The organism is Methylobacterium sp. D54C (assembly GCF_053345595.1).
In genome coordinates, this window is sequence record NZ_JBKFAK010000008.1 from 34971 (window position 1) to 57367 (window position 22397).

The window sequence follows — 22397 nt, forward strand, 5'->3', positions numbered from 1 at the left end:
GCCCCGGCCGGAGGCCAGCGGCAGCGCGGATCACGCGCCCGTGACCGCGGATGGGACCAATCGGCGTCTGAACCGTTGACCGACACACCCTCCGCCCGCCGCGGCGGCGCGGAGCCGATTCGGACAGACATCCGGGAGTAGCCCCATGAAGAAGCTTCTGATCGCGACCCTCGCCCTCGCGCCGCTGGCCTACGCGGGCGCCGCGGAGGCCCAGGGCACGGCGCGCGGCGCCCAGCGCGGCGTCGAGGACGGCACGGCCGCGGCCGGCCCCGTGGGCGGGGTCGTCGGCGGCGCGGTCGGCGCGGCGACCGGCACCGTCGGCGGCGTGCTCGGCACCGATCCGGACCCGGCCCGCCGGGCGCGCGAGAACCGCCGCGAGGAGCGGATGGAGCGCCAGGAGCGTCGCTGAGCGCGCCTCGGCCGCTGACAGGGTCCCGTAACAGGGTCCGGCCGGTCGCCTCAGGCGGCCGGCCGCGCCTCCCGGCGGATCGTCTCCTGCGCCAGGAGGTACAGGCCGGAGCCCACGACGATCATGGCGCCCGCCACGGTCCAGCGGCTCGGGACGTCGCCGAACAGCAGGAAGCCGAGCGTCACCGACCACAGCAGCTGCGTGTAGATGAACGGCGCCAGCACGTTGGCCGGGGCCCGGGCATGGGCCATCACCAGCAGCCAGTGGCCCAGCGTCCCGAACAGCGCGACCCCGAACAGCAGCGCCCAGTGGGTCAGGCTCGCCGGGCTCGTCCAGATCCACGGCAGGAGCGGGGCCATCAGCGCGAGTCCCGCGAGGCCGGTGTAGAACATGGTCGTGGCGGTCGAGTCGTAGGCCGCGAGCTTGCGCGTGATGATCGCGTAGAAGGCGTAGACCACGACGTTGGCGACGCAGAGCAGCGCGGCCGGATGCATCCCGCCGACACCGGGCCGCACGATCACCAGCACGCCCAGGAAGCCGACGCCGATCGCCGCCAGCCGCGCCCGCGACGACCACTCGCCGAGCAGCGGCCCGGCGAGCAGCGCCACGGTGAGCGGCGCGGCGAACTGGATCGAGATCGTCTCGGCGAGCTGCAGGTAGCGCAGGGCCAGGAAGTTGAGCGCCGTGGAGGCGAAGAGCAGCAGGGAGCGCGCGATCTGCAGCGGCAGGCGCCGGCTCTTCACGACGCCCGGCGTGCGCACCGGGTTGATGAACAGCGAGATCATGGCGACGCTCGCCGCGTAGCGCATGAAGGTGGTGACCAGGGGATCGACGCCGGCCCGGGCCAGGGTCTTGCCGCAGGCGTCGAGGCTCGCGAAGAAGGCGACGGCCCCGCACATCAGGGCGATGCCGACGATCCGCCGGCGGCCGGCGAGGTCGGCCTCCGGAGCGGCGCGCGGCGCGGCGCTGTCGTCGGGGACGGAGGTCGCGACCTGCGTGCTCATGCCTGACCAATCTCGGTAGAGGCTGAAACCCCTGCCACGCCCGGCGCCGCGCGGGTATCGGCCGGCGCGCAGGGGAACCATGCAGCCGGCACGGTCGCCCGCGCCGGCGGCGGCTCAGCGCTTCGCCGCGACCTTCTCGGCGGCGGGGGCCTTCTCGGCGGAGGCCGTCTTGGTCGCGGCCTTGGCGAGCTTCGGCTTGGGCGGCGTCGCGCCGGCGATCAGGGCGGCGAGGTGCGACTGGTCGAGCCCCGCGGCGGCGCGCGCGGGCGCAGCGGGAACAGGCGCCGCCGCGGCGACCGGCGCGGGCGCCAGCGCGGCGGCCCGTTCGACCCGGCGCGGCTCGATGGAGCCGGTCGCGGCGGGCTCGGCGAGGCTCGCCGTCGCGACCGCGGGGGCGGCGGACTCGCGCTGCACCCGCAGGGTCCAGTGCGCGGCGGTGGAGAGCGCGGCGATGCCGAGGATCGCCTTGATGCCGCTGGTGAGCAGGGCTCGCATGGTCGTCAGGCCCGAGAGAACGCAGTTACGCGGAACCGGATCCCCGGCCCGGACGCATCATCGCGCGGGAGCGTGAACGAAGCCGCAACGGCCCCGTGCGCCCCTGTCCCGGAACGGGTCAGGAGCCCGCGCCCGCGACCCGTCTCACGGGCGGAATCGGGTGGGAAATCATGTGGGCCATGCGCCGGACCCGCGGTTCCTGTTCCCCGCGCTCCCGACACTCCTGCAGCGACTCGGCCCACTGAGCCTCACAGGAACGGCCCAGAGAACTGGTCCGGACCGTCCCGTCACTGCCGACCCCGCCGCCATGCAGGCCCGAGCGGGCTCGCGAAACCTTCAGGCGCATCGGCCGCTGGGGACAGCCCGTGTAGAGGGTGACAGCCGAGCCGGCAACAGAGGCGGGACCGTTTCCGGGACCCCGCGGCGATCAGTGCTCCGCCGCGGCCGCGGCGAAGCGCATCAGCGCGGCGATCTCGTCCGCGCCGTTCTCCGCGGCGAGGCGCCGGTAGAGCGCGGCGTAGCCGGAGAAGACCTGCCGCCCGGCCGCGTCGGGCCCGAGGAACCCGGCGATCTCCTCCATCTCGGGCGCCCAGCGATAGGCCTTCGGCGCCATGTCGGGCAGCCCCCTGGCGAACCGGGCCAGCAGCGCCGGCTCGTTCTCGGCGAGTTCGGCCAGCAGCGCTTCCCCGGCGCCGGCGCGCTCGGCGGCGCCGATCACGAGCGCGGCGAGCGCCGTCAGGCCCTTGTTGAGGCCGGCATAGCTCATCTTCAGGCTGGAGGCGGCGCCGACGTCGCCGGGGCAGACGCGCAGGTCGAGGCCGAGGTCGCGCAGGACCAGGGCCGGGGCCGTCTCGGGACCCGAGACGTAGACGCGCGGCCCCTTGGCGCCGGGCTTCGGCGGCAGGCCCAGGATCGCCCCGTCGAGGAACGGCGCGCCGGTGGCCGCGACGATCCCGGCGACGCGCCCGACCGTCTCCGGGCTGACGGCGTTGGCGTCGATGTAGACCGGCTTGCGCGGGGCCGCCGCCAGGGCGGGCGCGAGCCGGCGGGCCAGCGCCTCCGCGTCGGCGGGCGGCACGATGGAGAGCAGGAGATCGGCGGCGGCGAGGTCGCCGTCCCCGGCATGCGCCATGCCGGCGGCCGCGGCCCGGGCGCGGCTCGCCGCCCCGCGCCCGTTCAGGGAGGTCAGCACCCGGGCGCCGTGCCCGGCGAGCCGGGCGCCGACGGCGCTGCCCATGGCGCCCGGGGCGATCACCGCGATCGTGGGCACGGGACGCCTCCGGGACTCTGGGGACCGCTACCGCAGCGAGCCGCAGAAGCGCTGGATGCGCCGGCAGGCCTCCTCCAGCACCGCGTTCGACGTCGCGTAGGAGATGCGCAGGTTCGGGCCGAGGCCGAAGGCCGAGCCGTGGACCGCCGCCACGCCCTCGGCCTGGAGCAGCTCCATGACGAAGTCCTCGTCGGTCTCGATGGTCTTGCCGGCCTCGGTCCGCTTGCCGATCAGCGCCGCGCAGGACGGGTAGACGTAGAACGCGCCCTCCGGCGTCGGGCAGGTCAGCCCGTTGGTCTGGTTGAGCATCGATACGACGAGGTCGCGCCGGCCCTGGAAGGCGGCCCGGAACGTGGCGAGGTGGTCCTGCGGCCCGTCGAGGGCGGCCACCGCCGCCCACTGCGCGATCGTGCTGGCGCCGGAGGTCTGCTGGCCCTGGACAAAGTCCATCGCCTTGATGAGCGCCTCCGGCCCGGCCGCGTAGCCGATGCGCCAGCCGGTCATGGCGTAGCCCTTCGAGACGCCGTTCATCGTCAGCGTCCGCTCGATCAGCTGCGGCTCGACCTGGGCCGGCGTGACGAACGCGAAGTCGCCGTAGGTGAGGTGCTCGTAGATGTCGTCGGTGAGGATGTGCACGTCCGGGTAGCGGAGCAGCACGTCGGTGAGCGCCTTCATCTCGGCGCGGGAATAGGCGGCGCCCGACGGGTTCGACGGCGAGTTGAGGACGATCCACTTGGTCTTCGGGGTCAGCACCCGGTCGAGCTCCTCGGCCTGGAGCTTGAAGCCGTTGGCCATGTCGGTGTCGGCGAAGACCGGCGTGCCGCCGCACAGCCCGACCATCTCCGGGTAGGACACCCAGTAGGGGCGGGGGATCACCACCTCGTCGCCGGGGTTCAGCGTGGCGAGGAACGCGTTGTACAGCACCTGCTTGCCGCCGGTGCCCACGATGGTCTGCGAGACCTTGTAGTCGAGCCCGTTCTCGCGCTTGAACTTGCGCACGATCGCCTCGCGCAGGGGCACGATGCCGGAGACCGGCGGGTAGCGGGTCTCGTTCCGGTGGATCGCCGCGATGGCGGCCTGCTTGATGTGCTCGGGCGTGTCGAAGTCGGGCTCACCCACCGACAGGCTGATGACGTCGACGCCGGAGGCCTTCAGGTCCCGGGCCTTCTGGGTCATCACGATGGTCGCGGACGGCTTCACCCGCGAGAGGACGTCGGCGAGGAGAGCCATGGCGTGCGATGCTCCGGATTTTTGCGGTCAGGCGCCGCTTCCCCGCGGCGCGGCGGACCCTAGGCCCGGGACGCTGAGCCGGCAAGCGTGAGACGCCGCGGCGGCGCGCGGGAGCGACGTTTCTGCTATGATCCTCGGAATCGGGACGGAACGAGAGGCCCTGCCGATGGGCGAGACGATCAGCATCACCCTGGCACCGGACACGCTCCGCGCCGTGCGAGAGAGCGTCGAGGCCGGTGAGTACGCTTCGGTGGACGCGCTGCTCGACGAGGCCGTGCACGCCCTGCAGCGCCAGCGACGCGAGGATGCCGAGCGTCTCGATGACATCCGCGCCCGCATCCGGCGTTCCCTGGACGATCCGCGGCCGGATCTGAGCATCGAAGAGGTTCAAGAGGATCTCGACAGGATGTTCGCTGAAGCGCGGCACGACACCCGCCGTGCGTAGACTGCCTGTCGCGTTTCGCCCTCAAGCGCAGGCCGATCTGGCCGGCATCTTCCGAACGGTCTTGCAGCGGAGTCAGAACGTCGCGACGGCGCAGCGCTTCACGCAGCGGATCAAGGATCGGTGCGACCGAATCGGCCACGCACCGCATGCGGGCCGACCCCGTGACGATCTCTTGGAAGGCTTGCGAACGGTGGCGTTCGAGAGATCGGCTGTGATCGCCTATCGCGTGGAACGTGGATCCGTGAGGATCCTCAATATCTTCTATGGCGGCCGCGATTTCGAGGCGGTCTATCCAGGCGATACCACGGAAGAAGCTCAGGAGCCCCCGTCCTGACGAACTGCCCTCGCACCGGCCGGCCCAGACCCCCATCTCACCCGGCATGACCCCGCTCTCCGTCCTCGACCTCTCCTTCGTCAGTGCCGACTCGACCCCGGCGCGGGCGCTGCACGACACGCTGGCCCTCGCCCGCCACGTCGATAACCTCGGCTACCGGCGCTACTGGCTCGCCGAGCACCACGCGCTCCCCAACGTGGCGAGCCCGGCGCCCGAGATCATGATCGGCCAGATCGCCGCCGCGACCCGCAACATCCGGGTCGGCTCGGGCGGCATCATGCTGCCGAACCACGCGCCGCTGATGGTGGCCGAGCGCTTCCGGGTGCTGGAGGCCCTGTTTCCGGGCCGGATCGACCTCGGTCTGGGGCGCGCACCCGGCACCGACGGCCTCACCGCGCGGGCGATGCGCCGCCGGGAAGCGCCGGGGGAGGGCGGGGACGACTTCCTCGACCGCCTCCAGGAGCTGCTGTTCTGGGACGGCGGCTTCCCGGAGGGGCACCCGTTCGCGCGGATCGAGGCGAGCCCCGCGGGGGTGCCGCTGCCGCCGATCTTCCTGCTCGGGTCCTCCGACTACAGCGCCCGCCTCGCCGGCGAGATCGGCTGCGGTTTCGGCTTCGCGCAGCACTTCTCCGGGATGCCCGCGGAGCCGCCGATGCTGGATTACCGGAACCGGTTCCGGCCGACGCGGCTCGGCGCGAAGCCCCACGCGATCCTGGCGGTGGCGGCGATCTGCGCCGCCACGGACGCGGAGGCCGAGCGCCTCGCCTCCAGCGCGCGGCTCGCGACGCTGCGTCGGGAGCGCGGCGAGTACCGGCCTCTGCCGAGCCTCGCCGAGGCGCTGGACTACCCGTATTCCGACGGCGAGCGGGTGCAGATCGAGCGCGGCCGCGACCGCCTGCACGTGGGCGGCCCCGAGACCCTGCGGGCCCGGCTCGCCGAGATGGTCGCGCGCACGCAGGCCGACGAGCTGATGATCGTCTCGGCGATCCCCGACCAGGCGGCGCGCCACGACTCCTACGCGCTGCTGGCGCGGGCCTGGGGGCTCGGCGCCGCCTCACAGGCGGCCTGAGCCGTCACCCGCCCCCGCCGCGGGCGCTGGCGGCGGCGCCGCCGGCCGTGCAGGCTCCCACGGTTCACGCCCGCGACCAGACGGGCCGACCGGAGGAGAGGCAGCATGGGCAACCGACGCGAATTCCTGACCGCCACGGCCGCCGGCCTCGCCGCCGCCGCGGCGCCGGCCCGGGCCGCCGAGGAGCGCACGGCGGCTCCGAAATCCACGCCGACGGGGGCGCCGCCCTTCGGCATGCCCCGCGACATGGTCCTCCTCAACATGCGCCGCGGCGACGGCTACGCCCTGGGCGTGAAGACGAAGGACGGCGTTCTCGACGTCGAGGCCGCCGGCCGGGCGCTCGGGATGCCGGTCCCCGCCGACATGGACGACCTCCTCCAGAACGGGCGCGGCCCGGCGCTGCGGGCGCTGATCGACGCGGTCGAGGCCGCCCCCGACGGGCGCTTCGTGCTGGCGGAATCCGACGTCGCCTACGCGCCGGTGGTCACGCGGCCCGAGAAGATCATCATGATGGGCTTCAACTACCGCCACCACGCGGAGGAGACCGGCACGCCGATCCCCAAGGACCCGCCGCTGTTCAACAAGTACAACAACGCCCTGAACCACCACGGCGGCACGATCGCGCTGCCGACCCAGGCGGCGCGGGAATTCGACTACGAGACCGAGCTGGTGATGGTGTTCGGCCGCGAGTGCCGGAACGTGTCCGAGGCGGACGCCCTCGATTATCTCGCCGGCTACTGCACGGGCAACGATTTCAGCGCCCGGGACCTCCAGACGCTGACCTCGCAGTTCATGATCGGCAAGACCTCGGACGGGTTCGCGCCGCTCGGCCCCTACCTGGTGACCGCCGACCGGGTGAAGGACCCGAACAACCTCAAGCTCAAGACGCTGGTCAACGGCCGGGTGCGCCAGGACTGGAGCACCGACGACATGATCTTCAACTGCCGCCAGCTGATCAGCTTCGCGTCGAAGGTGATGACCCTGAAGCCGGGGGACATCTTCTACACCGGGACCCCGCAGGGGGTGATCTTCGGCGAGAAGATCCCGCGCAAGGACCGCGCGTGGCTGAAACCCGGCGACGAGGTCGTATCCGAGCTGGAAGGGCTCGGTGAGCTGCGCTTCAGGCTGGTCTGATCCGTCGTCCGAGCGGCGCGACCCGCACCGTCATCACGAGCGCAGCGACGTGACCCAGGGTAGCGCGACGGCGGGAGTCGTCGCGCCGGCTGGATCGCTTCGCTCCGCTCGCAAGGACGGCCCTGTCGCAGCCATCACCTGAGACGGCCAGGGTGCGCGGGTCGTCCTCAGCGCCCGAGCAGGCGCCCGAGACGGGCCAGGAACCCCGATCCTTCAGCAGGCTTCGCACCGGGCGTCGCCGCCTGCGCGGCTCCCGCCTTCGGCGCCAGGATGAGCCCGAGGGCTGCCGTATCGGTGGTCTCGCGGTCGATCAGGATCAGGCTGCCGGTCTCGCGGTTCTCCGCGTACGGGTCCACCGCCACCGGCCGGTCGAAGCGCAGGCTCACGTCGGCGATGTCGTTCGCCGACAGGCGCTCGGCCGGGCCGGGCTGGCCGGTCTCCGGATCGATCCGCGAGGCGATCCGCTCCACGGTCGCGGTGACCGTGGCGGTGCCGATCTTGGCGAGCAGGCTCGCCCCCGGGCTCAGATCGGTCTCGGAGGCCCAGAACAGGCGCGCGTCGAGGGTCTCGGTGACCCGCATCGGCGCGTCGGTGGCCACGATCACCTGCCCGCGGGAGGCGTCGATCTGGTCGGCCAGCACCAGGGTCACCGACTCGTCCTCGCCGGCCTCGGGCAGGTCGCCGTCGGCGGTGTAGATCCGCGCCACCGTGGAGGTCCGGCCGGAGGGCTGCACCGTCACCGAATCGCCCGGCCGCACCCGGCCGCTGGCGATCCGGCCGCTGTAGCCGCGGAACTCGGAATTGGGCCGGTTGACCCACTGCACCGCCATCCGGAACGGCGCGTTCAGCGCCTCCGCGCGGACCGGCACGGTCTCGAGGTAGTGGAGCAGGGTGCCGCCCGTGTACCAGGGCGCCGCGACGCCCGCGTCCACGACGTTGTCGCCGTTCTTGGCCGAGAGCGGGATCGCCTTGACCTCGGAGAAATTCAGCCCGCGGGCGAAGTCCGAGAACCCCGACACGATGCCGTCGAAGGTGCCCTGCGCCCAGCCGGCGAGGTCCATCTTGTTCACCGCCAGCACGACGCGGCGGATCCCGAGATTCGACACGAGCAGCGCGTGGCGCCGCGTCTGCCGGGTCAGGCCCTGGCGGGCGTCGACCAGGATCACCGCCACGTCGGCCGTCGAGGCGCCGGTGGCCATGTTGCGGGTGTACTGCTCGTGGCCGGGGGTGTCGGCCACGATGAAGGAGCGCTTGTCGGTGGAGAAGAACCGGTAGGCGACGTCGATGGTGATGCCCTGCTCGCGCTCGGCCTGGAGGCCGTCGACGAGCAGCGCGAGGTCCATCTCCTGCCCCTGCGTCCCGTGCTTGCGGGAATCCCGCTGGAGCGCCGAGATCTGGTCGTCGAAGATCTGCTTGGTGTCGTGCAGGAGCCGCCCGATCAGGGTCGACTTGCCGTCATCCACCGAGCCGCAGGCGATGAAGCGCAGCACCGCCTTGTTGCGGTGGGCGGTGAGGAACGCCGCGTAGCCGGAGGCCCGGTCGGTGAAGGCCGTGGGAGCCTGGTGGAGCGTCATCAGAAATAGCCCTCCTGCTTCTTGCGCTCCATGGCGCCGGCCCCGTCCTTGTCGATCACCCGGCCCTGGCGCTCCGAGGTGCGCGCCGCCAGCGTCTCGCCGATGATCTCGGGGAGCGAGGCCGCGTCGCTCTCCACCGCGCCGGTGAGCGGGTAGCAGCCGAGGGTGCGGAAGCGGACGAGGCGCTGCTGCGGGGTCTCGCCCGGCGCGAGCGGCAGGCGCTCGTCGTCGACCATGATGAGCTGGCCCTCGCGCTCGACCACCGGCCGCTCCTTGGCGAAGTAGAGCGGCACGATCGGAATGTTTTCCTGCTCGATGTAGAGCCAGATGTCGAGCTCGGTCCAGTTCGACAGCGGGAAGACCCGCAGGGACTCGCCGCGCTTCTTCTTGAGATTGTAGAGGTGCCAGGGCTCGGCGCGCTGGCGCTTCGGGTCCCAGCGGTGCTGCGCGGTGCGCAGGGAGATGATCCGCTCCTTGGCGCGGCTCGCCTCCTCGTCGCGGCGGGCGCCGCCGAAGGCCGCGTCGAACTTGTGCTTGTCGAGCGCCTGCCGCAGGGCCTGCGTCTTCATCACGTCGGTGTGGACCTCGGAGCCGTGGCTCACCGGGCCGACGCCGCGGGCGAGCCCGTCCGGGTTGGTGTGGACCAGGAGGTCGAGGCCGAGCTCTTTGGCGCGGGCGTCGCGGAAGGCGATCATCTCGCGGAACTTCCACGTCGTGTCGACGTGGAGCAGCGGGAACGGCAGCCGCCCGGGCGCGAAGGCCTTGAGGGCGAGGTGCAGCAGCACCGAGGAATCCTTGCCGATCGAGTAGAGCATCACCGGGTTCTCGGTCTCGGCGACCGTCTCCCGGAAGATGTGGATGCTCTCGGCCTCCAGCCTCTTGAGATGGCTGAGGCGGTCGGCGGCGGTCGGTGCGGGCGTGGGGGCGCTCGGCTGCACGGCGGCGGCGAGGGCGGCGCTCATCGGGCGAACTCCGGCTGGCGGGCTGTCTGATTCGGGGTGGTCTCGAAGGCGGCGGGCTCGAGGATCGCGGGCTCTTGGCCCGGCTGCACGGCCGCACCGGGGCGTCCGACGTGCAGGCCGCACTCCTTCTTGTCTTCCTGCTCCCACCACCAGCGGCCGGCCCGCTCGGGCTCGCCGAGCTTCACGGCGCGGGTGCAGGGGGCGCAGCCGATCGACGGGAAGCCGCGATCGTGCAGGACGTTGTAGGGCACGAAATTGTCGCGCACGAAGCGGTCGACCTGCTCCCGCGACCAGTCGGCCAGCGGGTTCAGCTTGATCAGGCCGCGCTCCGCGTCGAAGGCGGCGAGCGGCGTCTCGGCGCGGTTGGCCGACTGGCCGGCCCGCAGCCCGGTGAGCCAGCCGCTCGCGCCGGCGAGCGCGCGGCCGAGCGGCTCGACCTTGCGGAAGCCGCAGCAGGCCTGACGGGCCGCCACCGAGCGCCGGAAGCCGTTGATGCCCTCGCTCCGCACGAAGTCCTCGGCGGCCGCGCGTTCGGGGGCGTAGGCGGTGATTCGGATGCCGTAGGCCGACTCGGTCTCGGTCCACGTGTCGTAGGTCTCGGCGAAGAGGCGGCCGGTATCGAGGGTGACGATCTCGACGCGACCCTTCGCGAGGCCCGCCATGGCCAGCGCGTGGGTGAGCGCCTGGTCCTCGACGCCGAGGCTCGTCGTGAAGACGAGGCGGCCGGGGATCTCGGCGGCGATCAGGTGGAGGCGGCCTGGAAGGTCGAGCCCGGACAGCCGCTCCGCGAGGGAGTCGGCCGCCTGTCGGTCCGGACGGGTCATCGCGCCATGTCCCGGGGTTCGCGTGGTGGAAAGGCCACGGCCAGCGCCGTGCCTGTTGTCGAGCGGTCGAAATGTTCGCTATACCGAACGAAGTCAAGGCGCCCCGGCGCGCTTGGCGGGGTCGGACCGGCGGTTCGGCGTGCGGTTGCGCACAGCTTCCGGCGCGGGCAGCATGGGCCCGAGGTAAAAGATTCTTCTCACCGGTCCCGGTAGACACGTATATGCGCTCGCGCCCCGCGCGCGGCGGAAGCCCACGGAGACAGCTTTGGACGCGATCGATCTGAAGATTCTCGCCCTGCTGCAGACGGACGCCACGCTCTCCATCGCGGCGATCGGCGAGCGCGTGGGCCTGTCGCAGACCCCGTGCTGGAAGCGCATCCAGAAGTTGGAGGCCGACGGGGTCATCGACCGGCGCGTGGCGGTGCTCGATCCGGTGAAGCTGGGCCTCGGGCTGACCGTGTTCGTCTCCATCGAGACCGCGGACCATTCCCAGGAGTGGCTGCAGCGCTTCGCCGCAACCGTCTCGGCCATGCCGGAGGTGCTGGAGTTCTACCGGATGGCCGGCGACGTGGACTACATGCTGCGGGTCGTCGTCGCCGACATGCAGGCCTATGACAGCTTCTACAAGCACCTCATCGCGGTGCTGCCGCTCAAGAACGTCACCTCCCGCTTCGCGATGGAGAAGGTGAAATCCACCACGGCCCTGCCGCTGCCGGCGCCCCCGAAGAACGGGCGGCACCTGCCGGGGACGGCCCCCGTCCTCGCCGTGGTTGGAGAATGATATTCTCTTTTTTCGCAGTGCAGCGAACGTGATGTCCTATACGCCGCCCGTTCTGCAAAACGAACGTTTCTCGATTGACACCGGCCGCGCCGGCCCCGACATGGTCCCGTGATGTCCCGCCAGAATCTCCTCCCGCGCACCGCCCCGTTCGGGGACGGCGAGCGCGCCAGCCTCGACGCGGTGCTCGGCACCGCGAGCCCCACGCAGCGCGCCTGGCTCGCCGGCTTCCTGGCGGGCCTCGACGCCGCGGGCGGCCAGCCGGCCGCGGTGCCGGCCGCCCCGCCCAAGGCCGCCGCGCCGCTGACGGTGATCTACGCCAGCGAATCGGGGAACTCCGAGGCGCTCGCCGGCAACGTCGCCAAGCTCGCGCGCAAGCAGGGCTTCAAGCCGAAGGTGGTGGACTTCGCCGACCTCGACGTCGCGACCCTGCCCAAGGCCGGCAAGCTGATCGCCATCGCGGCCACCTGGGGCGAGGGCGAGCCCCCGGCCCGGGCCGTGCGGGCCTACGGCGAGCTGATGGGGGAGGGCGCCCCGCGCCTCGACGGCGTCGAGTTCGCGGTCCTGTCGCTCGGCGACACGTCCTACGCGGAGTTCTGCGCCATCGGGAAGGCGCTCGACGCGCGCTTCGAGGCGCTCGGCGCCAAGCGCGCCGCCGAGCGGGCCGACCTCGACCTCGACTTCGAGAAGCCGGCCGCCGACTGGATCAAGGGCGCGCTGAAGGCGCTCGCCCCGGCCGAGCAGCCCGACAACGTCGTGGCGGTGGACTTCGCCCGCGCCGGCGCCGGCGAGGACGACGACGCCGAGCCGAGCCGCGAGCCCGTCGTGGTCGAGGTCGTCGAGCACGTGAACCTCAACTCCTCGCGCTCCGACAAGGAGACGATCCACCTCGCGCTCGCCTTCGAGGACGGCGCGCCGGCCTACGAGCCCGGCGATTCGCTGGAGATCTATCCCGAGAACGACCCGCAGCTCGTGGACGAGATCCTGAACGCCGCCGGGCTCTCCGGCGACGAGGCCCTGCGCCGGGCGCTGCTCGCCGAGCGGGACATCACCACGCTGTCGGCCGCCACGATCGAGCGCTTCGTGAAGGCGACCGGCCACGCGGAGGCGCAGACGCTCATCGACAGCGGCGAGGCCAAGGCCTGGATCGAGGGCCGCCACCTGATCGACCTGCTGGAGACCTACCCGGCGAAGCTCACCGCCGAGCACGTGAATACGATCACCCGGCCGCTGCCGCCGCGGGCCTACTCGATCGCCTCCTCCCGCAAGGAGGTCGGCGACGAGGTCCACCTCGCGATCGCGGCGGTGCGCTACGAGACCCACGGCCGCGCCCGCGCGGGCGTCGCCTCGGTCCACGTCGCCGACCGGATCCGCGACGGCGCCAAGCTGCGGGTGCGGCTGAAGCCGAACCGCCACTTCCGCCTGCCGCAGGATCCGGCCACCGACATCATCATGGTCGGGCCGGGCACCGGCGTCGCGCCGTTCCGCGCCTTCGTGCAGGAGCGCCGGGCCGTGGAGGCCCCGGGGCGGTCGTGGCTGTTCTTCGGCGACCGGCACTTCACCCACGACTTCCTGTACCAGCTCGAGTGGCAGGACGCCCTGGAGGACGGGTCGCTCACGAAGATCGACGTGGCCTTCTCGCGGGACCAGCCGGAGAAGGTCTACGTTCAGGACCGGATCACCCAGCACGCGCAGGAGTTGGTCTCCTGGCTGGACGGGGGCGCGCATCTCTACGTCTGCGGCGATGCCAAGGCCATGGCCAAGGACGTGCGCGCCGCCGTGGTGGGCGCGTACCAGAGCGCGAAGGGCCTCAGCGCCGCCGACGCCGAGGCGCAGGTCGCGGCGCTGGAGCGCAGCCACCGCTACCAGCAGGACGTTTACTGACGGATCGGCCTTCCGAGGCCGCAGGATCGAGATTGCAGCGGAGCAGGACGGGGCGCGGGTCCCCTCTCCCGGGCGGGAGAGGGACAGGGTGAGGGATCCAGGTCTTTCCGGAGAGGGCGCGTCCCTCACCCCAACCCTCTCCCGCCGGGGAGAGGGGGACCGTCGCGGATCCCGCCCCTTCCGTGAACCGGCGCGCGCTCCGCTCGACACCCACCCCTGACGCGGGGGCTGGGAGACGCGTTCAGACAGACGGATTCACCCCATGGACGACCACAGCCCCCGCGACGCCGAGACCCCGGCCCCCGGCCCGACCACCGCCCCGGCCAAGCGCGTCTACGAGACCCCGCCGACAACGCGCCCGATCACGGACGCCGAGGCCGCGCGCGCGGAGAAGCTCGCGGCGAACGAGCACATCAAGATCGCCAGCGGCTACCTCCGCGGCACCCTGGCGGACGGCCTCCTCAAGCACGCCACCGGGGCGATCTCGGAGGATGACGGGCAGCTCGTGAAGTTCCACGGGATGTACCTGCAGGACGACCGCGACCTGCGCCCCGAGCGGACCAAGAAGAAGCTCGACAAGGCCTACAGCTTCATGATCCGCCTACGCATCGCCGGCGGCGTCATCACCCCGAAGCAGTGGCTGATCCTCGACGACATCGCCCGGACCTACGCGGGCGGGGCGCTGCGCGCGACCACGCGCCAGACCTTCCAGTACCACGGCGTGATCAAGTCGAACCTGAAGCGCACGATGGCGGCCATCGACGGCGCGCTGCTCGACACGATCGCGGCCTGCGGCGACGTCAACCGCAACGTCATGGCGGCGACGAACCCCGCTCAGACCGGCGCCCACAAGGCCGCCTACCAGCTCGCCAAGGACATCTCCGACTCGCTGCTGCCCAAGACCAGCGCGTGGCGGGAGATCTGGCTCGACGGCGAGCGCGTGGTCGGCGGCGAGGAGGAGGCCGAGGTCGAGCCGGTCTACGGCCGGACCTACCTGCCGCGGAAGTTCAAGACCGTCGTGGCGGTGCCGCCCTCCAACGAGGTCGACATCTTCGCCCACGACCTCGGCTTCATCGCGATCCTCGACAAGAAGAACCAGGTCACCGGCTGGAACGTCACGGTGGGCGGCGGCATGGGCATGACCCACGGCGAGCCCGACACCTTCCCGCGCACCGCCGACGTGATGGGCTTCGTGAAGCCCGAGGACGCCCTGAAGGTCGCCGAGGCGGTGATGACCGTCCAGCGCGACTGGGGCAACCGCAAGAACCGCAAGAACGCCCGGCTCAAGTACACGATCGAGCGCTACGGCCTCGACGCCTTCCGGGCCGAGGTCGAGAAGCGCGCCGGCAAGAAGCTCGGCGCGCCCAAGCCCTTCACCTTCACGGGCAACGGCGACCGCTACGGCTGGGTCGAGGGCGACGACGGCCGCCACCACCTGACCCTCTACGTGCCCTCGGGCCGGATCAAGGACATCGCGGGCGGCGCGCAGTTCCTCTCGGGCCTGCGCCGCATCGCCGAGGTGCATCAGGGTGATTTCCGCCTCACCGGCAACCAGAACGTCATCATCGCCAATGTCCCGGCCGAGAAGCGCGCCGAGATCGACGCGCTGGTCGACGAGTACGGCCTGACCCGGGGCGCGAGCGCGCTGCGGCGCAGCTCGATCGCCTGCGTGGCCCTGCCGACCTGCGGCCTCGCGCTCGCCGAGAGCGAGCGCTACCTGCCGGACCTGATGACCGAGCTGGAGGAGAGCCTCGCGTCCCACGGGCTCGCCGAGGAGGAGATCACGATCCGCTCCACCGGCTGCCCGAACGGCTGCGCCCGGCCGTTCATCTCGGAGATCGGCCTCGTCGGCCGCGGCCCCGAGCGCTACCACCTCTACCTGGGCGCCGCCCACGACGGCTCGCGGCTCAGCAAGCTCTACCGGGAGGACGTGGCGGCCTCCGAGATCCGCGACACCCTCGACCCGCTCTTCGCCGACTACGCGAAGGGCCGGCAGCCGGGCGAGCATTTCGGCGACTACCTGATCCGCGCCGGCCACGTGGCGCGGACCACCAACGGCCCGGACTTCCACGAGCGGACCGGCGCCCTCAAGCCGGCCACGCTCGGCTGACGAAAGGCCGCGCGCGTCCGGGACGGCGCTTCCGGACGCGCCGGGACCGCGAGGCCGCGGCGGCAGGGTCGCGGGCAGGGTTGCGGAATGCGGGTCGCGGCCCGGCCCCGCCCTGACCGGAGCCGCGCGCCGATCCCGGGCGGCCGGGCCGCGGCGCGAGGGATCCGAGCCCCGGAGGAGCTCCCCGCCCATGCGTGGATCCGGACGGCCGTTCCGAGAAAACCGGAACCGCCGCCGGAGACCCGGCCGCGCTCGCGCCGGCACGCCCGGTAGATCCCCGCCCTCGCATATCCCCGCCCCAGCGATGCGCTGCCGTCGCAACCCATCGCCCGCGACGAGAATGAACGTTCATTGACATGAGAATGAACGTTCATTATAAGGGTGAGGCAAACAGGAGCGCGCGATGGCTCTCACCCTCGAAGGCCGCTGGTCCGATCTCGATGCCGAGCGTTTCGGCGCCCGCGGCCCGGGCGCCCTCGCCCTCGTCCGCGCCGTCTGCACCCCCGCCAACCTGACCTTCGGCGCCGTCCTGGCCCTCGCCTGGCTGGCCCTGATTAACTGGACGGGCGCCGGCCCGGACGGCTGGCAGGCCCGGATCTGCGCGGACCTGCATCAGGGACCGCAATCCTGCGCGGTCGCCAGCCTGGGCAAGGACCAGAGCCGCGTCGCCCCGGTCGCCGTCACGGCGCAGCCGGGATCGTGACCGTCGCGGCGGACAGGAGGGCGGAGGCCCGCGGCGACCCGTCCGCCCGGCGCGCGCACATCCTCGACGCCGCCGAGGCCTGTTTCGCGCGCAACGGCTTCCATCGCACCACCATGCAGGACCTCGCCCGCGAGGCCGCGATGAGTCCGGGCAACTTCTACCGCTACTTCGAATCCAAGGAGGCCCTGGTCCTCGGGCTGGTGGAGCGCGAGCGCGAGCGCGGCACGCTCCTGGTCGCCGAGATGGAGGGCAGCGGCGACCCGCGCGGGACGTTGCTGGGCATCATCGCCCGCTACTTCGCGTCGATCACCCGCGAGGCCGCGACCCTGCGGGTGGAGATCTGGTCGGAATCGACCCGCAACCCGGACATCGCCGCCATGACGGCGCGGACCGAGGCGGAGAGCCGCGACTGGTTCGTGGCGACCCTGGCGGCGCTCGCCACCGCGCCGGGATGCGATCCGGCCGGGCTCTACGCCCTGCTCGCGCCGCTGATGAAGGGGATCGTCGTCGGCCGGGCCGCGCTGCCCGACTACGACGTCGCCGCGGCGATCGCCCAGCTCCACGCGCTCCTCGACGCCGGGCTCGACGGTCGCCTGCCGGCCCCCGCGCTCGCGGGCCGACACGCCGGCCGCTGATCCCGGCACCGCTGCCGCCGCGCCCCCGGGACGCACCGGCGGCGCGCCGGTCGAACCGCCATCGACGATCGCGCGTCGGACACGGCGCGCGGTACGCCGGCCGGTCCGCGTTTCCCCCCTCGCGCGGGCCGGCCGGCCGTTCTCCCGGGCGATCCCGCGCGGTCACCTGACAGACGCGACGGCGTGAGTCGGCCCGCGGCTTGGGATTCAGCCGGTTGCGAAGGCCACGCATTACACACTCTGTAGTTGGCATCTTTGAATGATTTCAAAGCATTGCCCCTCAAAGCGTGCCTTCCGCGCCACATCCGGGCAGAGGATGCGCGCGTCACCCGCGGCTTTCGGGATCGGCGTTGAGAAAGGACGGCGTTTGCACTCTAGAAACACCGCACCGCGTCGATACGCCGCTCTTGAGAACGATTTTAAATCATGCACGCCGCCCGGATCGACGCCGTCGATCGCATCAAATACTGCCGGTCGCGCCTGAATATCTGCAGCACCGGACTCGCGACGTCGCTCCTCCTGCTCGCGCCGACGGAGATCCGCGCGCAATCCGACCCGGCCGCCGACGAGGTCGTGCTCTCCGAACTCAGCGTTGCGGGCACGGGCCCGGTCAGCGAGCGGGCCGACGGTCCCGTCACCGGCTATCGGGCGACGCGCTCGGCGACCGCCACGCGCACCGACACGCCGGTGCGCGACTCGCCGCAATCGATCAACGTCGTGTCCCGCTCGGTGATCACCGATCAGCAGGACCTGCGGCTGACCGATGCCGTGACCAACGTCAGCAACGTGGTTCTCGGCAGCACCATCCAGGGACGATCGCAGAACTACCTGATCCGCGGCTTCTCCACGCAGGTCTTCGCCGTCGACGGCGTGCTGGTCGATCCGGCCATCAATTTCTACCCGGTCACACGGGACCTCGTGGACGCCGAGCGCGTCGAGGTGATCAAGGGGCCGGCCTCCGTGCTGTTCGGCCGGGGCGACCCCGGCGGCGTCATCAACATCGTGACCCGCCGGCCCACCTTCGAGCCCACGGCCGACGCGAGCGTGCAGGGCGGCAGCTTCGGCTTCCGGCGGTTCCAGGGCTCCGTGTCGAGCGCGCTGCCCGCCGTCGAGGGCCTCGCCGCGCGTCTCAGCTTCGCCGCCCAGGAGGATCCGACCTTCCGCAATTACGGCGGCGACACGAACCGGCGCGTCTTCGTGGCGCCGGCCTTCAGCTGGACGCCGAGCGCCGACACCCGGGTCTACGTGAACTCGGAATTCACCAACCAGCACACCCAGTACGACGAGGGGCTGGTGGCCTTCCGCGGCCGCGTCCCGCTCGACAACATCGGCCGGTTCTACGGTGAGCCGTCCTCGCGCTACTTCGGCGCGTTCAACACGATCACCATGCGGGCCGAGCACGACGTCAACGAGAACCTGACGCTCCGGCAGGTCATCGCCGGGCAATGGGGCACGTTCGACGTGTTCGCCGCCCGTGCCCTGGACGTCAACGACGCCGGCACGCTGCTGACCCGGCGGGAAACCGCGGTCAACTCACGCTTCGCCGCGGTCGACAGCCAGACCGAGGCCGTGATGAAGTTCGACACCTTCGGCTTCGCCCATACGGCGCTCCTCGGGTTCGAGTACTCGAACGGCTTCCGGCACGCCTTCCTCCAGCAGGGCAACCTCGCCCCGGTCAGCTTCCTCAACCCGATGTTCGGCGCGGCCTTCCAGCCGCTCCGGTTCCAGGCCGACCTGAAGCAGAAGCTGGAGGTGTTCGGGCTCTACGTCCAGGACCAGATCGTGCTGGCGCCGGGCCTGCAGCTCGTCGTCGGGGCCCGGTTCGATCTCGGCAGCCAGTACTATTTCAACCGCCAGCCGGCCTCGCGGACCCAGCCGCCCGAGCAGACCCTGTTCGGCGCCTCGCCGCGGGTCGGGCTGATCTACCGGCCGTTCGAGCCGCTGACCTTCTACGCGAGCTACGCCACGTCGTTCCTGCCGCAGACCGCCAGCGTGCTGAACGTGGCGAGCCCCCCGCCCAGCACGGGCGAGCAGGTCGAGGCCGGCACCCGGGTCGATCTCACGCCCGGCCTGACCCTGAGCGCGGCCGCCTTCCAGATCGTCCGGGACAACGTCGCGGCCACCGACCCGCGCAATCCCACCTTCTCGGTCATCACCGGCCAGCAGCGGTCGCGGGGTGTCGAGGCCGATCTGGCCGGCGAGATCCTGCCCGGCTGGAGCATCATCGGCAGTGTCGGCCTGATCGACGCGCGGATCACCAAGGACACGACCTTCGCGGTCGGCAACCGGCTCACCGGCGTGCCGGTGTTCAGCGGCAGCCTGTGGACGACCTACGCGTTCCAGGACGGCCCGCTGCGCGGGCTCGGGCTCGGCTTCGGCGTCACCCATGTCGGCCGACGCTACGGCGACCTCGACAACAGCTTCACCGTGGGCGCCTACAACCGGCTCGACGCGCTCGTGTACTACGATTTCGACGCCCACTGGCGCCTGTCGGTGAACATGCGCAACCTGACGAACGCGCGCTACATCGAGGCGCCGACCAACGCGACCAACAACACCCCCGGGGCGCCGTTCACGGTGCTGGCGACGATCACCGCCCGGCTCTGACGGGCGGGCCGTATCGCCCGAGCGGCCGGGCCGTCGCCCCGCCGGAGGCCGCCGTCAGGGGCTCGCCGTGCGGACGGCGCCCGCCGGCGCCCCGGCCGCGACGGTCCTGCGCCGGGCGCCGGCGCGGCGGCGCAGGACGTAGAGCGTCAGGCCGGTCGCCGCGAAGCCCGGCATGGCCAGCGCCGCGAGGCAGAACAGCAGCGCGACGAGGTCGCCGAAGAAGCGGCCGCGATGCACCTCCAGGACGTTGTCCAGGAGGCGCCGGCCCAGCGGCGCGTCGGCGGCCCGCTCGGAGGCCAGCAGCGCGCCCGTGGCGGGATCGTAGCGGATCTCGTTGCGGGCGCTCGGCGCGTCGACGCCCTTCGGCAGCCAGCGGATGCGGATCGCCTTCGTGTCGGCGCCCGGCAGGGTCAGGACCGCCGTCCCGGCCTCCGCGCCGGTCCGCGCCCGGAAATCCGCCCAGGCGCGGTCGACGGCCGCGCCGTCGGCGGCGGGATCGGCCGGTTTTCCGGCGGCCCTGCGGCCGACCGGCTTCGCGGCGTCGGGGGCGCCCGCGAGCAGCCGCGTCGCGCCGTCCTTGAACCACGGGTAGGACCACGTCAGGCCGCTCAGCGCGATGACCAGGTAGACCGGCAGGAGCCAGGTCCCGACCACGGCGTGCAGCGACCACCAGCGCGGCCGGCCGGGCCGCGACAGGGCCGGCTTCAGCCAGATCCGCCAGCGGTGGATCCGGGGCCAGCGCAGGTAGAGGCCGGTCGCCAGGAAGGCCAGCAGCGCCAGGGTGCAGGCGCCCGTGACCGTGCGGCCCCAGCCCTTGGACCCGCCGGGCAGCAGCAGCCAGCGGTGCAGGTCCCGCACCGTCGTGAAGGCGCCCTCCAGCCGCACCGGGCCGAGCAGAGCGCCGTCGTAGGGATCGGCGTAGGCGGCGGGCGGCCGCGCGCGGGTCTCGGGATCGCGGGCGAAGCGGACGTGGACGCTCGCGCGCGGGTCGTCCGACAGGGTCAGCACGTTGGCGACGCGGCCGCCCGCCTGCGCGTCGATCCGCGCCGCCAGCACCGCGGGGGGCAGCGCCGTCCGCCCGCCGGGCGCGACCTCGAGCCGGTCGCGGTTGGCGAAGGCGGTGACCGCCTCCTCGTAGCTCATCAGCGCCCCGGTCAGGCCCATCAGGGCGAGGACGAGGCCGGCGGTGAGGCCGAGCGCCCAGTGCAGGCGGAAGAGCAGGGTCCGGAGGGAGGGAATCGGCAGCGTCATGGCGGTGCCCGCTGCCTAGCAGAGTCCGGCCACGCTGACGACGCGGCGGGACGCAACGCCGTCCCGCCGGTGAGTCTCAGGTGATCGGCGCGGGGTTGAACAGGGTCAGGTCGTTGAACAGCCCCCACCGGTCCGACCAGGGGCGCTTGCGCCCGCTCGCGACGTCGAGGATCAGGTGGAACAGCTCCCAGCCGACCTCCTCGATCGTCGCCGCGCCTGTGGCGATGCGGCCGGCATCGAGGTCGATCAGGTCGGACCAGCGCTCGGCCAGCTCCGTGCGGGTGGCGACCTTGATCACCGGCGCCTGACTGAGGCCGTAGGGCGTGCCGCGGCCGGTGGAGAACACCTGCAGGGTGATGCCCGAGGCGAGCTGCAGCGTGCCGCAGACGAAGTCGCTCGCCGGCGTCGCGGCGAAGATCAGGCCCCTCTCGCGGACGCGCTCGCCCGGCGCCAGGACCCCGGAGATCGCGCTCGTGCCGGACTTGGCGACCGAGCCCAGCGCCTTCTCGACGATGTTGTTGAGCCCGCCCTTCTTGTTGCCCGGCGACGGGTTGGCCCGGCGGTCGGCCTCGCCCTTGGCGAGGTAGGCGTCGTACCACGCCATCTCGCGGACCAGCGCCGCGGCGACCTCCGGGCTCTTCGCCCGCGGGGTGAGGAGGTGGATCGCGTCGCGCACCTCGGTCACCTCGGAGAACATCACGGTGGCGCCGCAGCGGACCAGTAGGTCGGCCGCGAAGCCGAGCGCCGGGTTGGCGGTGACGCCCGAGAACGCGTCGCTGCCGCCGCATTGCAGGCCGACGACCAGCTCGGAGGCCGGGCAGGTCTCGCGGGTCCGGCGGTTCAGCACCTCCAGGCGGGCCTCCGCCATGGTCAGGATGCTGTCGATCATGGCCGAGAAGCCGCGGTGGCGCTCGTCCTGCAGCCGCACCACCCCGTCGCCGGCCGCTCCGCTGTCGGGCAGGAGCCGCTCCGAGACGAGCTTCTCGCAGCCGAGGCCGACGACCATGACCTCGCCGCCGAAATTCGGGTTCTGCGCGAGGCTCTGGAGCGTCCGGATCGGCACCACCGCCTCGGGAGCGTTGATGGCGACGCCGCAGCCGTAGGCGTGGGTCAGGCCGACCACGTCGTCGACGTTGGGGAAGCGCGGCAGCAGCTCCTGCTTGATCCGCCGGATCGCCACGTCGAGGGTGCCGGCGACGCACTGCACGCTGATCGAGATCGCCAGGATGTTCTTGGTGCCCACCGACCCGTCCGGGTTGCGGTAGCCCTCGAAGGTGTAGCCCTCGAGCGGGGGCAGGGGGGCCGGCACGCGGGTGGCCATCTCCAGGGCGTCGAGGGCGGGGGCGACCGGCGTCGCGACGCGGGATTCCTCCACCCAGGCGCCCCGCGGGATCGGTTGCGTGGCGATGCCCACCACCTCGCCGTAGCGGCGGACCTCGCCGCCCTCCGGGATGTCGGTGAGCGCCACCTTGTGGCCCTGCGGCACGAACTCGACGAGTTCCAGCCCGTCCGGGAAGACCGTGCCGGCCGGCAGCCCGAAGGCGTTGACCACGATCGCGACGTTGTCGCTGTCGCTCAGGCGGATCGTGCGCGGCACGTCGCCGGCGGCCCCTGCGGCCCCCGCGCCGGCCGGGTGCGGGCGGGTCGGGGCTTCGATCTCGGCCTGCATCGGATGCTCC

At 72.2% G+C, this 22397-nt stretch carries 20 protein-coding genes; 11 read left to right on the forward strand and 9 right to left on the reverse strand.

Annotated elements, in window-relative coordinates; genetic code table 11:
- The first annotated feature begins 145 nt into the window (after positions 1-145).
- Positions 146-409, forward strand: coding sequence for a hypothetical protein (locus ACLBYB_RS17445; RefSeq protein ID WP_447699520.1), 264 nt, complete (start codon positions 146-148; stop codon positions 407-409).
- A gap of 50 nt (positions 410-459) precedes the next feature.
- Here the strand turns inward: ACLBYB_RS17445 and ACLBYB_RS17450 are convergent, their stop codons facing one another.
- The 4 genes from ACLBYB_RS17450 to ACLBYB_RS17465 form a co-directional block, all read right to left on the reverse strand.
- Positions 460-1413, reverse strand: a complete 954-nt coding sequence (locus ACLBYB_RS17450) for a DMT family transporter (protein WP_056523381.1) — start codon at positions 1411-1413, stop codon at positions 460-462.
- A 114-nt stretch (positions 1414-1527) separates the two neighbouring features.
- Positions 1528-1908, reverse strand: a complete 381-nt coding sequence (locus ACLBYB_RS17455) for a hypothetical protein (RefSeq protein WP_447699521.1) — start codon at positions 1906-1908, stop codon at positions 1528-1530.
- Positions 1909-2335: 427 nt separating this feature from the next.
- The gene (locus tag ACLBYB_RS17460) at positions 2336-3178 is read right to left on the reverse strand and encodes a DUF1932 domain-containing protein (protein ID WP_447699522.1); all 843 of its coding nucleotides are present in this window, start codon (positions 3176-3178) and stop codon (positions 2336-2338) included.
- A 27-nt stretch (positions 3179-3205) separates the two neighbouring features.
- Positions 3206-4408, reverse strand: coding sequence for a pyridoxal phosphate-dependent aminotransferase (locus tag ACLBYB_RS17465; protein WP_020093181.1), 1203 nt, complete (start codon positions 4406-4408; stop codon positions 3206-3208).
- Between the two features lie 166 nt (positions 4409-4574).
- On the opposite strand from ACLBYB_RS17465, the gene ACLBYB_RS17470 reads away from it, so the two are divergent.
- The 4 genes from ACLBYB_RS17470 to ACLBYB_RS17485 all read left to right on the forward strand — a co-directional run bounded on the left by ACLBYB_RS17470 (position 4575) and on the right by ACLBYB_RS17485 (position 7390).
- On the forward strand, positions 4575-4853 hold the full coding sequence (locus tag ACLBYB_RS17470) for a ribbon-helix-helix domain-containing protein (protein ID WP_326491885.1): 279 nt from the start codon (positions 4575-4577) through the stop codon (positions 4851-4853).
- Entirely contained in the window at positions 4846-5187 is a 342-nt protein-coding gene (locus tag ACLBYB_RS17475; protein ID WP_026604932.1) for a type II toxin-antitoxin system RelE/ParE family toxin, read from the forward strand. Before ACLBYB_RS17470 ends, ACLBYB_RS17475 begins: the two co-directional genes overlap by 8 nt.
- Positions 5188-5233: 46 nt before the next feature.
- Positions 5234-6256 carry an LLM class flavin-dependent oxidoreductase gene (locus ACLBYB_RS17480; RefSeq protein ID WP_447699523.1) on the forward strand — a complete coding sequence of 341 codons (1023 nt, stop codon included), beginning with the start codon at positions 5234-5236 and terminating at the stop codon, positions 6254-6256.
- A 105-nt stretch (positions 6257-6361) separates the two neighbouring features.
- Complete coding sequence (locus tag ACLBYB_RS17485; RefSeq protein WP_447699524.1) at positions 6362-7390, forward strand: fumarylacetoacetate hydrolase family protein; 1029 nt, start codon at positions 6362-6364, stop codon at positions 7388-7390.
- A gap of 167 nt (positions 7391-7557) precedes the next feature.
- Here ACLBYB_RS17485 and cysN read toward each other — a convergent pair whose 3' ends face one another.
- From cysN to ACLBYB_RS17500, 3 genes are read right to left on the reverse strand one after another with little or no spacing between them, the layout of a single operon-like run.
- Entirely contained in the window at positions 7558-8964 is a 1407-nt protein-coding gene (gene cysN / locus ACLBYB_RS17490; protein WP_447699525.1) for a sulfate adenylyltransferase subunit CysN, read from the reverse strand.
- A complete protein-coding gene (cysD, locus tag ACLBYB_RS17495; RefSeq protein WP_091926378.1) occupies positions 8964-9926 on the reverse strand; it encodes a sulfate adenylyltransferase subunit CysD in 963 nt (320 codons plus the stop codon). Before cysD ends, cysN begins: the two co-directional genes overlap by 1 nt.
- Positions 9923-10750, reverse strand: a complete 828-nt coding sequence (locus tag ACLBYB_RS17500) for a phosphoadenylyl-sulfate reductase (protein ID WP_020093186.1) — start codon at positions 10748-10750, stop codon at positions 9923-9925. The genes cysD and ACLBYB_RS17500 overlap by 4 nt, the downstream gene beginning before the upstream one ends.
- Before the next feature lie 265 nt (positions 10751-11015).
- On the opposite strand from ACLBYB_RS17500, the gene ACLBYB_RS17505 reads away from it, so the two are divergent.
- The 6 genes from ACLBYB_RS17505 (at position 11016) to ACLBYB_RS17530 (ending at position 19467) form a co-directional block, all read left to right on the forward strand.
- Positions 11016-11531: an Lrp/AsnC family transcriptional regulator gene (locus tag ACLBYB_RS17505; RefSeq protein WP_010686224.1), complete on the forward strand. Its 516-nt coding sequence runs from the start codon at positions 11016-11018 to the stop codon at positions 11529-11531.
- Positions 11532-11642: 111 nt separating this feature from the next.
- Positions 11643-13412 (forward strand): diflavin oxidoreductase, encoded by a 1770-nt coding sequence (locus tag ACLBYB_RS17510; RefSeq protein ID WP_447699526.1) that lies wholly within the window; start codon positions 11643-11645, stop codon positions 13410-13412.
- A gap of 262 nt (positions 13413-13674) precedes the next feature.
- Positions 13675-15522 carry an NADPH-dependent assimilatory sulfite reductase hemoprotein subunit gene (locus ACLBYB_RS17515; protein ID WP_447699527.1) on the forward strand — a complete coding sequence of 616 codons (1848 nt, stop codon included), beginning with the start codon at positions 13675-13677 and terminating at the stop codon, positions 15520-15522.
- 403 nt (positions 15523-15925) lie between these two features.
- Entirely contained in the window at positions 15926-16225 is a 300-nt protein-coding gene (locus tag ACLBYB_RS17520; protein ID WP_020093189.1) for a hypothetical protein, read from the forward strand.
- The gene (locus ACLBYB_RS17525; protein ID WP_091677649.1) at positions 16222-16860 is read left to right on the forward strand and encodes a TetR/AcrR family transcriptional regulator; all 639 of its coding nucleotides are present in this window, start codon (positions 16222-16224) and stop codon (positions 16858-16860) included. Before ACLBYB_RS17520 ends, ACLBYB_RS17525 begins: the two co-directional genes overlap by 4 nt.
- Positions 16861-17286: 426 nt before the next feature.
- On the forward strand, positions 17287-19467 hold the full coding sequence (locus ACLBYB_RS17530) for a TonB-dependent siderophore receptor (protein ID WP_447699528.1): 2181 nt from the start codon (positions 17287-17289) through the stop codon (positions 19465-19467).
- Positions 19468-19521: 54 nt separating this feature from the next.
- Here the strand turns inward: ACLBYB_RS17530 and ACLBYB_RS17535 are convergent, their stop codons facing one another.
- Positions 19522-20718 carry a PepSY-associated TM helix domain-containing protein gene (locus ACLBYB_RS17535; RefSeq protein ID WP_447699529.1) on the reverse strand — a complete coding sequence of 399 codons (1197 nt, stop codon included), beginning with the start codon at positions 20716-20718 and terminating at the stop codon, positions 19522-19524.
- A gap of 76 nt (positions 20719-20794) precedes the next feature.
- Complete coding sequence (gene garD / locus ACLBYB_RS17540) at positions 20795-22387, reverse strand: galactarate dehydratase (RefSeq protein ID WP_447699530.1); 1593 nt, start codon at positions 22385-22387, stop codon at positions 20795-20797.
- Positions 22388-22397: the final 10 nt, after the last annotated feature.

What these genes read in the sequence shown, in the direction of transcription:
- ACLBYB_RS17510 (WP_447699526.1), top strand. Translation starts at nt 11,643, where the DNA reads ATGTCCCGCCAGAATCTCCTCCCGCGCACCGCCCCGTTCGGGGACGGC.
- ACLBYB_RS17480 (WP_447699523.1), top strand. Translation starts at nt 5,234, where the DNA reads ATGACCCCGCTCTCCGTCCTCGACCTCTCCTTCGTCAGTGCCGACTCG.
- ACLBYB_RS17445 (WP_447699520.1), top strand. Translation starts at nt 146, where the DNA reads ATGAAGAAGCTTCTGATCGCGACCCTCGCCCTCGCGCCGCTGGCCTAC.
- cysD (WP_091926378.1), bottom strand. Translation starts at nt 9,926, where the DNA reads ATGAGCGCCGCCCTCGCCGCCGCCGTGCAGCCGAGCGCCCCCACGCCC.
- ACLBYB_RS17520 (WP_020093189.1), top strand. Translation starts at nt 15,926, where the DNA reads ATGGCTCTCACCCTCGAAGGCCGCTGGTCCGATCTCGATGCCGAGCGT.
- cysN (WP_447699525.1), bottom strand. Translation starts at nt 8,964, where the DNA reads ATGACGCTCCACCAGGCTCCCACGGCCTTCACCGACCGGGCCTCCGGC.
- garD (WP_447699530.1), bottom strand. Translation starts at nt 22,387, where the DNA reads ATGCAGGCCGAGATCGAAGCCCCGACCCGCCCGCACCCGGCCGGCGCG.
- ACLBYB_RS17450 (WP_056523381.1), bottom strand. Translation starts at nt 1,413, where the DNA reads ATGAGCACGCAGGTCGCGACCTCCGTCCCCGACGACAGCGCCGCGCCG.
- ACLBYB_RS17470 (WP_326491885.1), top strand. Translation starts at nt 4,575, where the DNA reads ATGGGCGAGACGATCAGCATCACCCTGGCACCGGACACGCTCCGCGCC.
- ACLBYB_RS17500 (WP_020093186.1), bottom strand. Translation starts at nt 10,750, where the DNA reads ATGACCCGTCCGGACCGACAGGCGGCCGACTCCCTCGCGGAGCGGCTG.
- ACLBYB_RS17485 (WP_447699524.1), top strand. Translation starts at nt 6,362, where the DNA reads ATGGGCAACCGACGCGAATTCCTGACCGCCACGGCCGCCGGCCTCGCC.
- ACLBYB_RS17515 (WP_447699527.1), top strand. Translation starts at nt 13,675, where the DNA reads ATGGACGACCACAGCCCCCGCGACGCCGAGACCCCGGCCCCCGGCCCG.
- ACLBYB_RS17535 (WP_447699529.1), bottom strand. Translation starts at nt 20,718, where the DNA reads ATGACGCTGCCGATTCCCTCCCTCCGGACCCTGCTCTTCCGCCTGCAC.
- ACLBYB_RS17530 (WP_447699528.1), top strand. Translation starts at nt 17,287, where the DNA reads ATGCACGCCGCCCGGATCGACGCCGTCGATCGCATCAAATACTGCCGG.
- ACLBYB_RS17455 (WP_447699521.1), bottom strand. Translation starts at nt 1,908, where the DNA reads ATGCGAGCCCTGCTCACCAGCGGCATCAAGGCGATCCTCGGCATCGCC.
- ACLBYB_RS17465 (WP_020093181.1), bottom strand. Translation starts at nt 4,408, where the DNA reads ATGGCTCTCCTCGCCGACGTCCTCTCGCGGGTGAAGCCGTCCGCGACC.